18 protein-coding genes and 1 tRNA gene are annotated in these 16,088 nt (G+C 68.2%); 11 read left to right on the top strand and 8 right to left on the bottom strand.

Features of this window, described 5'->3' with window-relative positions; all coding sequences use genetic code 11:
- Positions 1 to 43: 43 nt before the first annotated feature.
- The 6 genes from sfnG to NVU01S_RS09420 all read left to right on the top strand — a co-directional run bounded on the left by sfnG (position 44) and on the right by NVU01S_RS09420 (position 5,790).
- Positions 44 to 1,159: a dimethylsulfone monooxygenase SfnG gene (gene sfnG / locus NVU01S_RS09445; RefSeq protein WP_043663823.1), complete on the top strand. Its 1,116-nt coding sequence runs from the start codon at positions 44 to 46 to the stop codon at positions 1,157 to 1,159.
- Complete coding sequence (locus tag NVU01S_RS09440; protein ID WP_043663820.1) at positions 1,159 to 2,376, top strand: SfnB family sulfur acquisition oxidoreductase; 1,218 nt, start codon at positions 1,159 to 1,161, stop codon at positions 2,374 to 2,376. The genes sfnG and NVU01S_RS09440 overlap by 1 nt, the downstream gene beginning before the upstream one ends.
- Before the next feature lie 45 nt (positions 2,377 to 2,421).
- Positions 2,422 to 2,934 carry an NADPH-dependent FMN reductase gene (locus NVU01S_RS09435; protein WP_043663818.1) on the top strand — a complete coding sequence of 171 codons (513 nt, stop codon included), beginning with the start codon at positions 2,422 to 2,424 and terminating at the stop codon, positions 2,932 to 2,934.
- Positions 2,927 to 3,439, top strand: a complete 513-nt coding sequence (locus NVU01S_RS09430) for a flavin reductase family protein (RefSeq protein ID WP_043663817.1) — start codon at positions 2,927 to 2,929, stop codon at positions 3,437 to 3,439. The genes NVU01S_RS09435 and NVU01S_RS09430 overlap by 8 nt, the downstream gene beginning before the upstream one ends.
- Positions 3,440 to 3,621: 182 nt before the next feature.
- The gene (locus tag NVU01S_RS09425; RefSeq protein WP_373864192.1) at positions 3,622 to 4,737 is read left to right on the top strand and encodes a methyltransferase; all 1,116 of its coding nucleotides are present in this window, start codon (positions 3,622 to 3,624) and stop codon (positions 4,735 to 4,737) included.
- Positions 4,738 to 5,526: 789 nt separating this feature from the next.
- A complete protein-coding gene (locus tag NVU01S_RS09420) occupies positions 5,527 to 5,790 on the top strand; it encodes an FDXHR family putative zinc-binding protein (protein ID WP_156161576.1) in 264 nt (87 codons plus the stop codon).
- A gap of 73 nt (positions 5,791 to 5,863) precedes the next feature.
- Here the strand turns inward: NVU01S_RS09420 and NVU01S_RS09415 are convergent.
- From NVU01S_RS09415 to NVU01S_RS09410, 3 genes are all read right to left on the bottom strand, one after another.
- Positions 5,864 to 5,934 (bottom strand) — tRNA-Gly (locus NVU01S_RS09415).
- Positions 5,935 to 6,046: 112 nt separating this feature from the next.
- Positions 6,047 to 6,202: a hypothetical protein gene (locus tag NVU01S_RS43295; RefSeq protein WP_156161577.1), complete on the bottom strand. Its 156-nt coding sequence runs from the start codon at positions 6,200 to 6,202 to the stop codon at positions 6,047 to 6,049.
- A 419-nt stretch (positions 6,203 to 6,621) separates the two neighbouring features.
- Entirely contained in the window at positions 6,622 to 7,803 is a 1,182-nt protein-coding gene (locus NVU01S_RS09410) for a serine hydrolase domain-containing protein (protein WP_209444799.1), read from the bottom strand.
- 292 nt (positions 7,804 to 8,095) lie between these two features.
- Between NVU01S_RS09410 and NVU01S_RS09405 the strand changes: the two genes are divergently transcribed.
- Complete coding sequence (locus NVU01S_RS09405) at positions 8,096 to 9,073, top strand: MBL fold metallo-hydrolase (RefSeq protein ID WP_244467239.1); 978 nt, start codon at positions 8,096 to 8,098, stop codon at positions 9,071 to 9,073.
- On the opposite strand, the gene NVU01S_RS09400 is transcribed toward NVU01S_RS09405, so the two are convergent.
- Positions 8,966 to 9,763, bottom strand: a complete 798-nt coding sequence (locus tag NVU01S_RS09400) for a phosphatase PAP2 family protein (RefSeq protein WP_156161578.1) — start codon at positions 9,761 to 9,763, stop codon at positions 8,966 to 8,968. The two genes, NVU01S_RS09405 and NVU01S_RS09400, sit on opposite strands and share 108 nt — an antisense overlap.
- 69 nt (positions 9,764 to 9,832) lie before the next feature.
- The gene (locus NVU01S_RS09395) at positions 9,833 to 10,606 is read right to left on the bottom strand and encodes an SDR family NAD(P)-dependent oxidoreductase (protein WP_043670719.1); all 774 of its coding nucleotides are present in this window, start codon (positions 10,604 to 10,606) and stop codon (positions 9,833 to 9,835) included.
- 135 nt (positions 10,607 to 10,741) lie between these two features.
- On the opposite strand from NVU01S_RS09395, the gene dcd reads away from it, so the two are divergent.
- Positions 10,742 to 11,320, top strand: coding sequence for a dCTP deaminase (gene dcd, locus NVU01S_RS09390; RefSeq protein ID WP_043670439.1), 579 nt, complete (start codon positions 10,742 to 10,744; stop codon positions 11,318 to 11,320).
- Positions 11,321 to 11,391: 71 nt separating this feature from the next.
- A complete protein-coding gene (locus tag NVU01S_RS42375) occupies positions 11,392 to 12,033 on the top strand; it encodes a DUF3558 family protein (protein ID WP_082032041.1) in 642 nt (213 codons plus the stop codon).
- Positions 12,034 to 12,080: 47 nt separating this feature from the next.
- Here the strand turns inward: NVU01S_RS42375 and NVU01S_RS09380 are convergent, their stop codons facing one another.
- On the bottom strand, positions 12,081 to 12,470 hold the full coding sequence (locus NVU01S_RS09380; RefSeq protein ID WP_043670445.1) for a hypothetical protein: 390 nt from the start codon (positions 12,468 to 12,470) through the stop codon (positions 12,081 to 12,083).
- Positions 12,471 to 12,570: 100 nt separating this feature from the next.
- On the opposite strand from NVU01S_RS09380, the gene NVU01S_RS09375 reads away from it, so the two are divergent.
- Positions 12,571 to 13,062 (top strand): tetratricopeptide repeat protein, encoded by a 492-nt coding sequence (locus NVU01S_RS09375; RefSeq protein ID WP_175068881.1) that lies wholly within the window; start codon positions 12,571 to 12,573, stop codon positions 13,060 to 13,062.
- A gap of 3 nt (positions 13,063 to 13,065) precedes the next feature.
- Here the strand turns inward: NVU01S_RS09375 and NVU01S_RS09370 are convergent, their stop codons facing one another.
- On the bottom strand, positions 13,066 to 13,875 hold the full coding sequence (locus NVU01S_RS09370) for an AraC family transcriptional regulator (protein WP_052280594.1): 810 nt from the start codon (positions 13,873 to 13,875) through the stop codon (positions 13,066 to 13,068).
- Positions 13,876 to 14,003: 128 nt separating this feature from the next.
- On the bottom strand, positions 14,004 to 14,453 hold the full coding sequence (locus NVU01S_RS09365; RefSeq protein WP_014988876.1) for a hypothetical protein: 450 nt from the start codon (positions 14,451 to 14,453) through the stop codon (positions 14,004 to 14,006).
- A 177-nt stretch (positions 14,454 to 14,630) separates the two neighbouring features.
- Here NVU01S_RS09365 and NVU01S_RS09360 point away from each other — a divergent pair, with 177 nt between their 5' ends.
- A complete protein-coding gene (locus NVU01S_RS09360; RefSeq protein ID WP_043670449.1) occupies positions 14,631 to 16,025 on the top strand; it encodes a helix-turn-helix domain-containing protein in 1,395 nt (464 codons plus the stop codon).
- Positions 16,026 to 16,088: the final 63 nt, after the last annotated feature.

Genomic DNA, 16,088 nt, shown 5'->3' with positions numbered 1-16,088 from the left:
AGTGATGTAGATCGACGGCTACCCCCGAAACCATGGAGCAGCTATGACCACGGAGCAGATCGCCGACCAGATCAAATTCGCCTACTGGGTGCCCAATGTCAGCGGGGGACTGGTCACCAGCGATATCGAACAGCGCACCAGCTGGGACTTCGACTACAACAAGAAGCTGGCACAGACCGCTGAGCACAACGGGTTCGAATACGCGCTGTCCCAGGTGCGCTACACCGCGTCCTACGGCGCCGAATTCCAGCACGAGTCGACCTCGTTCAGCCTCGCACTGCTCGGCGCGACCGAGCGGCTGAAGGTGATCGCGGCGATCCACCCCGGCCTCTGGCATCCCGCGGTGCTCGCGAAGTTCGGCGCCACCGCCGACCACCTCTCCAACGGCCGCTTCGCCATCAATGTCGTCTCCGGTTGGTTCGCCGGTGAATTCACCGCGCTGGGCGAGCCGTGGCTCGAGCACGACGAAAGGTACCGGCGCAGCGCCGAATTCCTCGAGGTGATCCGCAAGATCTGGACCGAGGACAACGTGAACTACGGCGGTGACTTCTACCGCATCCGGGATTTCACGCTGAAGCCGAAACCGCTCAACACCGCGCAACGGCCGAATCCCGAACTGTTCCAAGGCGGCAACTCCACCGCCGCCCGCCGCAACGGCGGCCGCTACGCCGACTGGTACTTCTCCAACGGCAAGGACTTCGACGGCGTCACCGAACAACTCGACGATCTGCGGGCGGTCGCGCGGGAGCACAGTCGCGAGGTGAAGTTCGGCCTGAACGGTTTCATCATCGCCAGGGACACCGAAAAGGAAGCGCAGGACACGCTGCGTGAGATCATCGAGAAGGCGAACAAGCCTGCTGTGGAGGGTTTCCGGGACGCGGTGCAGCAGGCGGGCGCGTCCACCAAGGACCACAGGGGCATGTGGGCCGACTCGACCTTCGAGGATCTCGTGCAGTACAACGACGGCTTCCGCACCAAACTGATCGGCACCCCCGAGCAGATCGCCGAGCGCATCGTCGCCTACCGCGAGCTCGGCGTCGACCTGATCCTCGGCGGCTTCCTGCACTTCCAGGAGGAGATCGAGTACTTCGGGGCGAAGGTGCTGCCGCTGGTCCGGGAACTGGAGGCCGCGCGGCGGCCGGTCGCGGCGGTCGGCTGATGACCGCGGTCGCGGCTGATCGCATCACCTCGGCGGCGCAGGCGTTTTCGGTCGCGCAGGGGCTCGCGGCGCAGTTCGCCACCGGTGCCGCTGTGCGCGACCGCGACCGCGTCCTGCCGCACGACGAGGTGGATCGGCTCGCGGCCGCCGGCCTGCTCGCGGTGACCGTGCCCGCCGAGTACGGTGGCGCGGAACTGCCGCCGAGCGCGGTCGCGGAGGTGGTGCGGATTCTCGCGGCCGCCGACCCGAATATCGCGCAGATCCCGCACAGCCACTTCGTCTATCTGAACCTGGTGCGGCTGGCCGGTTCCGAGGCGCAGCGGCGTAGGTACTTCGGGCAGGTGCTCGACGGTGCGCGCATCGCCAACGCGCAGTCCGAACGCGGCGGCGCGACCATCGCCGATATCAGCACCACCTTGCGCCCGGCGGGCAAACGGTTTCGCGTCGATGGTCGCAAGTTCTATTGCACCGGTTCGCTGTTCGCGAATCTGCTGGCGGTGCTGACCAAACTGGACGATCCGGACCGGCGCAGCGGGCTCGAGCCGGGGGAGTACATCGTGTATCTGCCCGCCGATACTCCCGGCGTGCAGATCATCGACGACTGGAACGGTTTCGGCCAGCGCACCACCGGCAGCGGCACCGTACGGTTCGACGAGGTCCTGGTGGACCCCGACCAGGTGATCGCCCGTTCGACGGCGGTGCGGGCCCCGCACGCGTACGGCGCTTTCGCGCAGCTGCTGCACGCCGCCATCGATACCGGTATCGCCCGCGGCGCACTCACGGCGGCAACGGAATTCGTGCAGACCACCAGCAGGCCCTGGTTCGAAGCCGACGTCGCCCGCGCGATCGACGATCCCTTGCTGATCCAGCGCTTCGGTGAGTTGTCCGTGACGGTCACCGCCGCCGAGGCCACGCTCACCGCGGCGGGTCTCGCCGTCGACGCGGCGACCGGTACTGCGGCGCAGGTGAATTCCGCCGCGCGGGCCTCGCTCGCGGTGGCGGCCGCGAAGGTGCTCGCCGATCGGGCCGCGACCGAGGTGTCGAGCGCGCTGTTCGAAGTGGGCGGAACACGCAGTGCCGCCGCTGATCTGAACCTGCATCACTTCTGGCGGAACGCGCGTACGCACACCTTGCACGACCCGGTCCGATGGAAGTACCAGCACCTCGGCCGTGCCCTGTTGCACGGCACGGCGCCGCCGTTGCACGGGGTGCTCTGACCGCTCGCGCGGTCGAACAGTTTGTCAGCGAGAGGGATACGAACAGTGACAGTGACGGTCGTAGTCGGCAATCCGAAGCCCGCTTCCCGCACCCTGACCGCGGCCACACTGGTCGCGCGGGGGCTGCGTCCTGAGGTGGCGCCCACCGTGCTCGATCTGGTCGAGTTCGGTCCCGCGCTGCTCGGCTGGGGTGATCCCGCGGTGGGCGCGGCGGTGCGCACCGTAGCCGATTCGGAGCTGGTCGTTTTCGCCAGCCCCACGTTCAAAGCCACCTATACCGGGCTACTGAAGCTGTTCCTCGAACAGTTCGACGGCGGCACCGGATTGGCCGGTGTGCTCGGCGTTCCCGTGATGCTCGGCGCCGGCCCGGGGCACGCGCTCGCACCCGACCTGTTGCTCAAACCGGTCCTCGTCGAACTGGGCGCCACCGCCGCGCTGCCCGGCCTCTACCTCTCCGATCGCACCTTTCAGGAGGACGGCGCGATCGACCGCTACAGCGACCGGTGGCGCCCCGTCGCCCAGGCGCTGGCCACCGTGAAGGCGACCGATCATGCATGAGCTCTTCGAATCTCCCGCCGACGGCAGCGGCCTACGCCGTGCCTTCGCCAACTTCCCGAGCGGCGTGGTCGCCGTCTGCGCCGATATCGACGGCGCCCCACACGGTCTCGCGGTGAGCACCTTCGTGCCGGTCTCGCTCGATCCGCCGCTGGTGTCGTTCTGCGTGCAGAACTCGTCCTCGACCTGGCCGAAACTCGCCGCCGCGGGTCACCTCGGCCTGAGCCTGCTCGGCACCGATCAGCAGGACGCCGCCCGCTCGCTCGGCGCCCGCAACGGTGACCGCTTCCGCGGCACCGCATTACATCGCGGCACCGGCGAGGCGGTGTTCCTCGACGGGGCGTCGGCGTGGATCGAAGGGGTGCCGGAGGCGGAGGTGCCAGCGGGCGATCACGCGGTCGTCATCCTGCGCATCCACCGCATCGCCACCCGCACCGACGTCGACCCGCTCGTCTTCCACGGCAGTAGGTTCCGTCGCTTGCATGCCGAAGTCGACATCGCGTCGTGAGGTAGCGCCACGGGTGTGCGAGACTGGTGGCACATTCGTTCGGAAGGGTCTGTCATGACCATGGGCATGGTTGTAGGGGACGGCTCCGCGCGCACGTCGACGCGGGAGCACTAGCCACACCCACTCGCAATAACTCCTCGTCGAGGTGCACTCCGTGCCCCTGACTGCCCGACCACGAGGAGTTGTCCGTGTCCACCGTGACCTGGACCGAAGCCGACACCGTCCGATCCGCCCGCTGGCATTCCGAAAGCGCGACACCGGCACCGAGCCGCGTCCTGATCGCCGACGACCGGCTGCCCGCCGCCACCGCGTACCGGCTGGCCTGCGAAGGCACCGCCCTGCTGTGGCGCGGCGACTATCACAACGCTCGCCAGCTGCTGCGCGCGATGGCACGGCGTATCGATCGGAAAGCGCCTGCACGCCAAGGAGATCCGGCGGAGATGTTTCGCGCGCAACGCCGGGCCCGCAACCAGCGCGCCCGGGTGCTCGGGAAGCTGCTCGTGCACCTCGAGCACGATCACGCGCTCGCGTTGCGCCGCGCCCCCGACGTCCGCGCGGCCTGTGATCAGGCGTACGGACCGGGCCGCGGGCCCGTGCTCGTCGCGCTCACCGAACTCCTCGGTGTGCTCAGTGCTGCGCAATGGCGCGAAAAGGGTGTCCCCATAACGGCTCTCGGCGACCGCATCCATCCGCACTACGGCGTGTTCGCGCCGGTCCGCGGTGAATATGTCGACCTCGTCGCGGGTGCGCCGCTACCGGCCGGTGCGGCGACGGCCTTCGATCTCGGCACGGGCACCGGCGTGCTGGCCGCGGTGCTCGCCCGGCGCGGCATCCGGCGCATCGTCGCCACCGACGACAACCCGCGCGCCCTGACCTGTGCCCGCGAGAACACGGCCCGGCTGCGGCTCGCCGACACCGTCCACGTCACCGGCCCCACCCTTTACCCCGAAGGCCGCGCCGACCTGATCGTCTGCAATCCGCCCTGGCTGCCCGCCCGCCCCACCTCCGCGCTCGAGCGCGGCGTCTACGACGCGGACAGCGGAATGCTGCGCCAGTTCCTCGCGGGCCTGCCCGCCCACCTCACCCCCACCGGCGAAGCCTGGCTCATCCTCTCCGACCTCGCCGAACGGCTCGGCCTGCGCACCCGCCCCGAACTCCACGCCCACATCGCCGCCGCCGGTCTGCATGTCCTCGACCGCCTCGACACCATCCCCCACCACCCCCGCACCCGCGACACCACCGACCCCCTACACACCGCCCGCGCCACCGAAATCACCTCCCTCTGGCGCCTGGGCTGACCACTGCCGCGCACTTTTCGTCACCTTGCGCGCGTGTCAGTCGACCGACACGCGCGCGGGACGCCAAAAGGTGCGCGGGACGCTGAGAAGTGCGCGGGACGCCAAAAGGTGCGCGGGACGCCAAAAGGTGCGCGGGATGCGCCGGACGCTGCGGCGCGGGAGGGCAGGGCGCGTGCGCGCCGTGCACGCCGTGCGCGCCGCGGAGGTCAGCTAGCTCTGGCGCCTGGGTTGAGCACTGCCGCGCACTTTTCGTCACCTCGCGCGCGTGTCAGTCGACCGACACGCGCGCGGGACGCCAAAAGGTGTGCGGGATGCTGAATGGTGTGCGGGGCGCTGAATGGTGTGCGGGGCGCCAAAAGGTGCGCGGGATGCTGAGAAGTGCGCGGGATGCGCCGGACGCTGCGGCGCGGGAGGGCAGGGCGCGTGCGCGCCGTGCACGCCGTGCGCGCCGCGGAGGTCAGCTGGCTCTGGCGCCTGGGTTGAGCACTGCCGCGCACTTTTCGTCACGCTGCGCGCGTGTCAGTCGGACGACACGCGCGCGGGACGCTGAAAGGTGCGCGGGATGCTGGAGTGCGCGGGACGCTGCGCGCGTGTGGGGACGCCGAACCGCGGCGGATGTCGCGAGTAGGTTGCGGATGTTGTTGCATTGCCGCATCATCCGCGCTGTACGGGTTTGCTCACCGGGGGTGTGGAAATTATCCTCGGCAAGAACCGCACCGGGCCGGCACCTCCGTGGTGGAACTCCCGTGGCGGAGTATCTGATGAGGGTTGGTAAGGAGTGTGGCCACGATGTCGGCCGAGATGGTGAAGTGCCGAGGCTGCCACCACCAGTGGCCGTTGAGCGCGCACAACGTGTGCCACTGCGCGCAATGCCATCAAACATTCGCCGACGAAGCGGCGGCCCTACGCCACCAGGACGTCTCCTACACCCGCCGCAAGCCCTACGTGCGCTGCCGCACCCCTGCCGAAGCGGGCCTGGTCGACGGTGCGCGAACCTACGCGGGCAAGCCCTACCTCTGCCTGGTCCCCGCCACCGAAACCCCCACACTCTGAACAACATTGCCGCAGCGGACACCCCCGAAACGCAACCGGCTCCGACCTGAACCACCAGATCGGAGCCGTACTGAGCCGATGACGGGAATCGAACCCGCGCTGTCTGCTTGGGAAGCAGAAGTTCTACCATTGAACTACATCGGCAGGATGCCGAAGCACCTCCCGAGACTTTAGCAGAGTCCCCGAGACGACGTGAAAACTCCAGGCAGAACCCCCTGACCTGCGGCGATCCCGGTGGTGCAAGAATTTGCGGTGCTCACACGGGGCGCAGCATTCCGCGCAGGACCACGTTCCGGGCGACAACCAGTTCGCCGGTGGGGTGGAAGCCGTCGTGTTCGGCAAGGGTTGCGCTGAAGTCGTTTGTGGCGATGACGAAGATGTCGGCTCGGCTGGCCTCGAGACGCGCTCGCACCAGCTGCGCGGTCACCCCTTTCGCGCGGGGCGTGGGGCAGCGTGCCGCCGCACGCCAGGTATAGGTGTGGATGCTTCGGGCGGAGGCCCTCGATTTTGCGGGAGGTGGCCAAGGCTCGTGGTGTCGCCCCGCCGAGTGCTCGGATCATGCTGAGCGGCTTCGCTATTGGCGTGGGTGTACCCGGTAGATCCCACAGGACGACGCTCACGATCCCGGTGTCGTCGGAGGCGGTATCGACAATGCCTTTACGTCGTCGCGATTCGACCCGGGAGTGCCAGAAGTACGGCAGCGCACGCCGTCGGCGATCTGGATCCGGCCAGAAGAAGGTCATCAAGGGGTCGTCCGCGAACGCCTCCGCGAGAACTCGGGCTTCCGGTGTCACAGGATCAAGGCTACGGCTGTCGCGCAGACACTTCCCGTCAGACGAGGGCTTGGTGGAGTGCATTCAGCCAGGGGGCCCAGCGCGGATCCGGGCCCACCGCTACATCGGCGGTCATGTCGGTGCAGGTGTAGCCCACGGCGGTGCCGGAAGCGGGGTGGGCGAAGCCGATTCGGCCGCCGGTGCCGACGTGGCCGAAGGAGGTGGCGCCGAGCATGGGGTTGTTGGTTTGGGGGAGTTCGTAGCCGTTGGCGAAGCGGTGGGTGACGGGGAGCAGGTCGATGGGGGCCGGGTGGATGAGGTGGTCGGTGCCGGGGCGGCAGGCGCGCTCGACGGTGGCGGGGGTGAGCAGGCGGATGCCGTCGACGGCGCCGATGGTGGCGGCGTACATGCGGGCCAGGGCGCGGGCGTTGCCGATGGCGTTGCCCGCCGGGACCTCGGCCGCGTGCCCGGCGCGGGTGTTGAGCAGTTCGATGCCGTCTTCGCGGGTCGCCACGGTTTCGAGAAGGTTGCGCACCAGGCGGGATTCGAGATCGATACCCATCCGCGCGAGCACCGCCGATACCTCGGCGGCCGACGGGGAGGGTGTACGGGTGAACTGTGGAACAACCCGGGGCTCTTCGGTTTCCGGCAGACCGATCCACAGGCTCAACCCGAGCGGGTCGGCGATCTCGGCAGCGAGGAAGTCGCCGACGGTTTTCCCGCTCACGCGTCGCACCAGTTCGCCGGCCAGGAAACCCCAGGTGATGGCGTGATAGTAGAACGCGGTACCCGGCTGCCACAGCGGCGCCATCGTTTCGAGCGCGGAGACGCACCGGGCCCAATCGGTGAAGTCCGCTGCGCGGATACCGGATTCGGGTTCGAAGCCGCACAGCCCGGCCCGGTGGGTGAGCAGGTCGGCGACCGTCACGTCGGTTTTGCCGTTGGCGGCGAACTCCGGCCAGTACTCCCGGACCGGCGCATCGAGGTCGAGCTGTCCACGTTCGACGAGCAGATGCACACAGGTTGCCGTCACCCCTTTCGAGGCCGACATCAACACCACCAGCGACTCTGCGTCCCAAAGTTTTCCGGAGACCGGGTCGTGCCCGGTGCACAGGTCGACGACGACCCGGCCGTGACGATGGACACACAACTGCGCCGCGCCCGCGTCTTTCTCGTGCGCCTGCCCGAACGCGACCCGAACGTCCTCGTACCCGCGCTCGACGAACCCTTCGACCACCACCGCAACTCCTCCTCACGATCCGGCGGCACCGCCTGACCCGGTGAAAACCCTTCGGTGCCAGACAGTATTGGACGGCACGGCGGGCGCGGGGTCGTTCAGCGGGGGTTCACCAGCTGGACGTCTGGACGGACTGTTCGCGCGCGAGGTTGCTGGACACGATCTTGATACGGACTCTCGGGTTCTCGCGTTCTCTTTCTCGACCGACACCGATCCGCGCCCCCGGGCGACGAAAGCCGGGTCACGCGAACGGTATTCGCGCGCTACTGTCAGATCTCGACCGAGGAGTATTGACGTGACATCATCGCGGATCGATTCGAGGCATGGCTGGGCGGCGGGCCGGCCCGACACCCGTCCGGCCGCTACGGTGCAGCGCGAACGGTGGCGGCGACCGCCGCGGTTGCGCACGATTCGGCTGGGTCGGATGGAGCTGACCTATGTGCCCGACGGCGCGGTGTTCCTGAAGCCGACGGGATGGTTGCCGGACGCCACCGCCCGGGACTGGGCCGCCTACGCCGACCATCTCGACGAGAACGGGCACCTGGTCGCGGGCATCGGCGCGCTGCTGGTGCGCTATCGCAGGCGCGCGCTGCTCATCGACGCCGGGATCGGTCCGGTCGTCATGCCGGACGAGCCGGACAACCCGATGACGGGCGCGACGCACGGCGGCGCGTTGCTGCGCAACCTGGCGCGGCTCGGCGTGGCCGGTCGGATCGACGCGGTCGCGTTCACCCACCTGCACACCGATCATTTCGGCTGGACGTTGTATCCGGGCCCGGGCGGTGTGCCGCCGTTCGGCACGGCCCGGTATCTGGTGAACGAGTCGGAGTGGGACTGGTGGCATGCCTTGCCGCCGGAATTGGTCGCGGCGCTGCCGGATTGGGCGCGCAACAGCATCACGACGCCGCAGATGCTGGCGGCCATCACGGCCAGGGTGCAGCCGTTCGTGAACGGCGCGGAGGTTTTCCCCGGCGTGCGTGCCCAGGAGATCCCCGGGCACACCGCGGGTCATACCGCGTTCGCGCTCAAGTCCATGGGCCGTCGCCTGGTGATGATCGGTGACGCGCTGCACAGTCCGGTGCAGGTGCGGCATCCGGAGTGGGCGTGTGGCTCGGATTTCGATCCCGCCGAAGGCATTCGCCGGCGCCGGATGCTGGTCGACCGGCTAGCCGCCACCGGCGATCTGGCCTTCGGCATCCACTTTGCCGACGTCCCGTTCGGCCGGGTGCACCGGGACGGGGACGGCCGCACCACCTGGATCCCCTACGGCTGACGGATGTTTCGCGCTGTCGCGCACCGCATCGTGTTCGCGCGCTTCGAGATAGCGGTAGCCGCTGAAGGTCGCGATCACCAGCAGCGCGCCGATGGCCCACCCGCCGAGTACGTCGGTGGTCCAGTGCACGCCGAGGTAGATGCGGGAAAGGCCCACCGCGGCAACGAAAGCGGCGGCCGCGGCCGCGGCGATCCAGCGCGCGGCGCGGCGGCGCAGGCGAGGGATCAGCAGCACGGACACGATGCCGACGATCGCCATCGACCCGAGGCTGTGCCCGGACGGATAGGCGAAATTGGTCTTGACGACGACGTGCAGGTCGACCGGCGGCCGCGGCCGGGCGATCAGGTTCTTGCCGCCGTCGACGAACAGCCAGGACAGCAGACCGGTCACGATGACCAGTCCGGCCGCGCGCCAGTACCCGAACCAGCCGAAGGCGATCACGGCGAGGGTGGCCAGCGTGGTCATCGCGACCGTGCCGCCGATATTGCTGACCGTGATCGCGATCGGGGTCAGCACGCCGTTGCGATGCGCGACGGCCCAGTCCGCGATATCCGGGTCGATTGTGGTGAGTCCGTCGCGGGCCACCACGTTGGCGGTGAGTCCGACGATGAACACGGTGAGCAACCCGGCCACCACCGCGAGCGGCGGTACCCGGCGTGGAGTCGGGACGAGCGTGGGATTCGGGGTCACCTTTCCCAGGATGTCATTGCCACGCTGTGTATTCGCTGAGTACTGAAAAATCGGACAAAACGGACCAGGTCAGAACATGCTGTAGCCGCCGTCGATCAGCAGCGTGTCCCCGGTGTGGTACGCGCTGGCCGGGCTCGCCAGATACACCGCGACGGCCTCGAAGTCGGTCGCGGTACCCCAGCGCTTGGCCGGGATGCGAGGCTGCACGCGCTCGCGGAAACGATCCCAGGCGAACACGCCGTCCGTCATCGGTGTCTCGACCCAGCCCGGCAGCACCGAGTTGGCGCGGATGCCGTATTTGCCGAGTTCGACGGCGATCGAATTCATGATGGCGATCAGCCCCGCCTTGCTCGCCGCATAGGACTGGCCGCGCGGCACACCCTGTTTGGCGGCCAGGCTGGCGGTGCCCACCAGGCTACCGCCCGTGCCCTGCGCGACCATCACCTTCGCCGCCTCGCGCAGCGTGACGAACGCGGCGTCGAGGTTGATCGAGGTGACCCGCCGGAATTCGGCGAGATCGGTCTCCAAGAACGGCAGACCGCCCTGCGGTACACCGGCATTGGCGAAGCAGGAGTCGATCCGGCCGAGTTCGTCCACCACCCTGGCCATCGTGTCGCGCACCTGCTGCTCGTCGCCGACATCGCAGGACAGGGTGAGCACCCGTCCGCCGTAACCGCGCAGAATCTCCGCGGCGTCGGCGTTGCGCTCGGTGTTGCGGCCGACGACGCACACGTCGGCGCCGGCCCGCGCGAGACCGCGGGCGAAGCCGAGACCGATCCCGGAGTTGCCTCCGGTCACCACGGCCACGTGGCCGCTCAGGTCGAACAGTGCGGGCTCGGTCATCCGGTTCATCCCTTCGGTCACGGGCGGTGCCGGGCGCGAATGTCCGGCACCGCCTCGAACGAGTGGAGGATATCGCCGCGGCCGCATCGATGTGCGGCTGAAGACCGGCGGCGAGCAGGCGCTACGCTGCTTGCCGTGCTGCTTTCCGATCGTGACATCCGTGCGGAGATCGCCGCTGGGCGTCTCGGCGTCGAGCCATTGCTGGAGACGCTGATCCAGCCGTCGAGTATCGACGTGCGCCTGGACGGGATGTTCCGGGTGTTCAACAACACCCGCTACACCCATATCGACCCGGCGCAGCAGCAGGACGAGCTGACCAGCCTGGTCGAACCGGCCGAAGGTGAACCCTTCGTGCTGCATCCCGGCGAGTTCGTGCTCGGCTCGACGCTCGAGGTGTGCACGCTGCCCGACGATCTGGCCGGACGGCTGGAGGGCAAGTCGAGCCTCGGCCGGCTCGGCCTGCTGACGCACTCGACCGCGGGCTTCATCGACCCCGGTTTCAGCGGACACATCACACTGGAACTCTCCAACGTGGCCAACCTGCCCATCACCCTCTGGCCCGGCATGAAAATCGGCCAACTCTGCCTGCTCCGCCTCACCAGCCCCGCCGAACACCCCTACGGCAGCGCCACCGCCGGCTCGAAATACCAAGGCCAGCGCGGCCCCACCCCCTCCCGCTCCTACCTCAACTTCCCCCTCCCCACCCGTTCGTAGTGCCACCGCGACACACCGTCGGCGTGCTGCGTCGGAGGACTTCCATTCGGCCTGTCAGAGGGGGAAGGATCATGCGTGATCATCGGAGTCCATTGGTTGGGCGTCGGACGCTGGGGGTTGTGGTCGGGGCGGTCTGTGCGATCGGAGTGTCGAGTGGTTGTTCCGACACCGACAACACGGGTGGGCCGACGGCGTCGAAGCCGGCGACCAGCGCTGCCTCTGCCCCCGGGGCGGTGCGGGTAGCCGTGCCGCCTGCTGCCGATGACGTGGTTCCCCGGGTTGTCGCGTTCGATCCTTGTTTCCGGGTGGATGATGCGCGCATCGCCGAGGCGGGTTTCGACCCGGCTTCGCGCGAGCGCAATGCCACGGAAGTGACCACGATGAGCAGTCTTACGAAGATCGGGTGCAGTTTTCGAGGTCTGTCTTCGGGGGCACAGGTGGCCGATTTCCTCAGCATCACCACCAGCACAGAAAGGCTGCCGGAGGTGACTGGCTCTGGGCGCAACGAGATCGTCGAGACGACTTCGATCGGGCAGCGGCCCGCGGCCATCTACCGTTCTATGCCTGTCGCTTGTGATGCGGCAGTCGAATCACCGGACGGGACATTGCAGATCTCGCTGATCGTGCCGCCTGCGGCCGCTGCAGCCCCGAAGGCGTGCGATCGGATTCGTGACGTGGCCACCGTGATAGCGAGCGCGCTCGACGTCGGGTAGCTCCGGCCCGAAACATCTATCCTCGCACCATGTCTCGATAGAACACGTCATGCCGACTGTGTTTCGGCTGGCACCTCGGTACGTACACGGCGGAAGTGGCGGCGGGTGGATGGGGGTGTCCAGAGTAGGGCGAAGATGATCAGGGAGAGGGTCCAGCCGGCTAGGAGGGCCAGGTGGGCGCCGGTGGTGGGGAACAGGACCCAGACCACGAATCGGCCGAGGAATTGGCCGCCGAGCAAGACGGTGATGGTGATGCGGGCCCAGTTGCGGCCGCGCAGCACGGGGAGCAGCAGTGCGGCGTAGAGCGGGGCGCTGATCAGGTGGAACACGGTGCCGACGTGCCAGCTGAAGGGCGAGAACACCAGGACGAGAACGTGATTGACGGCGTGTATGCCGATGCCGAGTGCGGCCAGACGCACGGTGAGCGGTGCGGACATCGCGGGAGTCCCTTCGCGGTCGGGGTGCGGGGAACGCTACGGTCCACGCGCGCCGCGGTATTGGACGAATAGGACATCGCCCTGTGCGACAGTGATCGGCGTGAATCAGGATTGGGAAGATCGGGTAGCGGCCGCGTGGACCACGATCGATGAGCACGACGCCGCCGACTTCCGGGCCGTGATCGACGCCCTGGTCGCCGAACTGCCGGACGAGCATCCGTGCGGGGCGTTCGAGCGGGCGTGCGCCTGGGACTCGACCGGCCACTCCGACCAGGCGGTGCCGCTGTATCGGGCGGCGTTGGCGGGCGGACTCGACGACTACCGGCGCAGGCGCGCGACAATCCAACTGTCCAGTTCGCTACGCAACATCGGTGCGGCCGCGGAGGGCGTCGAGCTGCTGACCCGCGAACTCGACGCACCCTCGGATGAACTCGACGACGCGGTCCGCGCGTGCCTCGCGCTGTGCCTGTCCACGCTCGGCCGCGACCGGGAGGGACTGTCCCTGGTGCTCGGCGCATTGGCCGCGCACCTGCCCCGATATCAACGGTCCATGGCGAATTACGCTCGGCTGCTGGTCGAACCGGCGCGATAACCCTCAGCCGAGCAGGCGTCCCGGCGCGGCGCCCGCGAAACGACGGAAGTCGCGGATGAGATGGGATTGGTCGTAGTAGCCGAACTCGGCGGCGAGTGCGCTCGTGTCGTGGTCGGGTCGGCTGGTCAGGGCACCGAGTGCGGCCGAGAATCGGAGCAGGGAACCGTAGTCCTTGGGCGGCAACCCGATCTGCTCGGCGAAGCGGCGCCGGAAATGCCGTGGGCTCCAGCCGCTTTCCGCCGCCAGCGTGGTGACCGGCCGGATTCCGTGGGTCCGGCGCAGTTCCCGTACGGCGTGCACGATCGCCCGGTCGGCGTGGTCGTCGCAGTCGCGAGCGCGGCGGCGCAGGTAGGCGCTCAGGAGTGCGAATCGGGTCGGCCAGCTGGGGGATTCGGCGAGCCGCTCGGTCAGCTGCCGCACCGGTGGCCCGAGCAGTTCGGCGAGTGGGACCGCCTCGTTGCGCAATTCGTCCAGCGGCACACCGAGCAGCCGGCGCGCGCTGAGCGGATCGAGTTGCACTTGAACGCTGCGCATCCGCCCGGCGTGCCCCGCGCTACCCGCGCGATCGTGCAAGCCGATGACCAGCGCGGTCGGGTCGAGACTGCGTCCTTCGAAGATCCCCTCCAGCGCGAAGACGAGTTTCACGGTGCCGCCGGGAATCTTCCTGCGGCGCACCGGGTTCGGTTCCAGCACGTCGAAGCCGAAGCAGCGCAGCACGTCGAGGCCGGCGAAAGCGGCGGGCGGCGCGGCCACCACCTGGTGCGCACGCACCTGGTATGTCCCGCGCAGATCGCTCAGCCGATCACCGCCCATGTTCCGAGCCTACGACCCCGCGCGCACCGAAGCACCGGGTCGAGTCCGCCCCGCCGACTGCCAGAATTAAGGGGCGGACTCGACCCGGTTTGCGCCGGGCGGCAACGGGAACCGATCGCGGCGCGTGATCAGTCCCCGCCGCCCGCACCCACCGCCAGCGCCGTCGTGATGATGACGGATAACGGTGGGAGCGTGTCGCCGCGTCTCGGCGGGGATACCCAGAAGCACCCTTCCCGGGTCCACCGCCCGAGACCGGTCGGCAACATCACGGCACTACCTATGGCGGGGATGCCGATATCGAGACGATTGAGCACGTCCAACACCTGCACCCCCGGCCTGCTGTCCGGTTCGGCGAGGAAGCTCCACCGGATCTGCCTGGCCAGCATGGGCCCCCTGGTACCCTGCTGTTCCAGTGCGGCCCGGACCTTTTCGGCACGAGCAGTCGGCAAGTGGACGACGCAGACGCGGTTGGTGATCGGCAGCATGACGAAGCCGCCACGTTCGGTGACCGGTAGCCCGAACTCGTGCCGATAGAACGCCACCCAATCGTCGACAGTCCTGAGTTTCTCCACATTCACGGCGAACTCCTTGCCTCCCGCCTCAAGGTTCCAGGTAGGAACCCCGTTTCGGTATCGCCCGCACGCCCACTTTCCGCTGCCTTTCCGCTGCCTCTGGTACCAGCTCTGTTTCGTATGTAGCCGTGCCAACGAACCCCTCGTACCCTGGGAAAGAGTTCGTTCGGAAGGGATGACATCGTGGTCCGGCAATGGTCAGGTAAAGAGGCCCGTGCCCTTCGCGATGCCAAAAGGATGAGCATCAGGCAGTTCGCGGCTCATCTCGGGGTGCATGAACGCCTGGTCTCGAAGTGGGAGGCCGGCGGCGTCCGGGTGCACCCACGTCCGATCAACCAAGCCGCGCTCGATACCTCCCTGGCCAGGTCCGACGACGTTGTGCGGGCACGGTTTGCGGCAATGATCGATCAGCCGATGGCCGATCGATCGACCGCGCCCGGATTCGATGCGCCCGCCGATACCTCGGCGCGCGCCCAATATTCGAGCGACGCGGACCTTTTGGCTCTCATAGACGCCGGTGCGATGAGAGGGGATGCGTTAGCAGCGATTTCGGAGAGGGATCTCATCATGGCGGCTGCCCATGAGGCCAGCGAGCACGCCGGCCAGGCCGAGAGCACGAATGTGGGTGCGACCACGTTGGACCAGCTCGACGCCGATGTCAGACGCATCGCGAACGACTATGTGCACGTGCCACCGGTGCCGATGATGGTGGAGATGCTACGGGTGCGCCGCCGGGTATACCGGCTGCTGGAAGGCCATCAGCGCCCCGCCGACACCAGTCATCTGTACCTGTTGGCGGGCACCCTCTCGGGTCTGCTCGCCAACGCGAGTACCGATCTGGGTTATTACGACGCGGCGGGCGAACAGATCAGAGCCGCGTGGGCCTATTCGGAATTGTGCGGCCACAACGGATTACGGGCCTGGACCCGGGGCATGCACGCGCTCATCGAGTATTGGTCGGAACGGCCGCGCCGTGGTGTGCTGCTGGCGCAGAGCGGCCAGGAATTCGCCGAATCCGCAACGGCGAAGGTGCGTTTGCTCAATATCGAGGCCAGAATCTGGTCGCGCCTGGGCAATTCGACCGATGCCGATCGCTGTATCCGGGCGGCCGACGACGCGCGTGAGGTCACCGAGACCGACACGCTGCACGACGAGGTCGGCGGCGTGTTCGGCTTCAACGACGCGAAGGCGCAGTACTACGCCGGCGCCACCTACATCCATCTCGGTCAGGCGACGCCCGCGCTGGCGGCCACCCAGCGCGCCATCGAGCTGTACTCGAACGGACCGTCGGAGCAACGTTCCTATGGCGCCGAATCGCTGGCCCGGGTCGACTGCGCCGCGGCGCACCTGATCAACGGCAGTCTCGACGGTGCCGCCGAGGCGTTGCGGCCGGTGCTCGGGCTGGCCGAGGACAAGCGGATCGCGCAGCTGGAAGAGCGGTTGACCGGGGTGCGCCGCCGGATCGCGGGCCCGGACTTCCGGGACGCGGTCGGCGCGCGCTTCCTGGACGAGCGAATCGAGGAGTTCTGCGGCACGACGGCGGCGAAGGGGATACCTCCTGGCAACCCCGCTTCCTGAGGTGCTCGTCACAATCGTCCGCCCGGCGAGGGGTCGGTTCGCGTCGTCCCGGTGAAATACCGG

Source organism: Nocardia vulneris, from assembly GCF_001613425.1.
Taxonomy (GTDB): domain Bacteria; phylum Actinomycetota; class Actinomycetes; order Mycobacteriales; family Mycobacteriaceae; genus Nocardia; species Nocardia vulneris.
The sequence above is the reverse complement of the archived record's forward strand: the minus strand, read 5'-3'. Positions and strand labels throughout refer to the sequence as shown.

Coding starts and splice junctions, on each gene's coding strand:
- sfnG (WP_043663823.1), top strand. CDS start 44: ATGACCACGGAGCAGATCGCCGACCAGATCAAATTCGCCTACTGGGTG.
- NVU01S_RS09440 (WP_043663820.1), top strand. CDS start 1,159: ATGACCGCGGTCGCGGCTGATCGCATCACCTCGGCGGCGCAGGCGTTT.
- NVU01S_RS09430 (WP_043663817.1), top strand. CDS start 2,927: ATGCATGAGCTCTTCGAATCTCCCGCCGACGGCAGCGGCCTACGCCGT.
- NVU01S_RS09420 (WP_156161576.1), top strand. CDS start 5,527: ATGTCGGCCGAGATGGTGAAGTGCCGAGGCTGCCACCACCAGTGGCCG.
- NVU01S_RS09395 (WP_043670719.1), bottom strand. CDS start 10,606: ATGACCGAGCCCGCACTGTTCGACCTGAGCGGCCACGTGGCCGTGGTG.
- NVU01S_RS42375 (WP_082032041.1), top strand. CDS start 11,392: ATGCGTGATCATCGGAGTCCATTGGTTGGGCGTCGGACGCTGGGGGTT.
- NVU01S_RS09380 (WP_043670445.1), bottom strand. CDS start 12,470: ATGTCCGCACCGCTCACCGTGCGTCTGGCCGCACTCGGCATCGGCATA.
- NVU01S_RS09370 (WP_052280594.1), bottom strand. CDS start 13,875: ATGGGCGGTGATCGGCTGAGCGATCTGCGCGGGACATACCAGGTGCGT.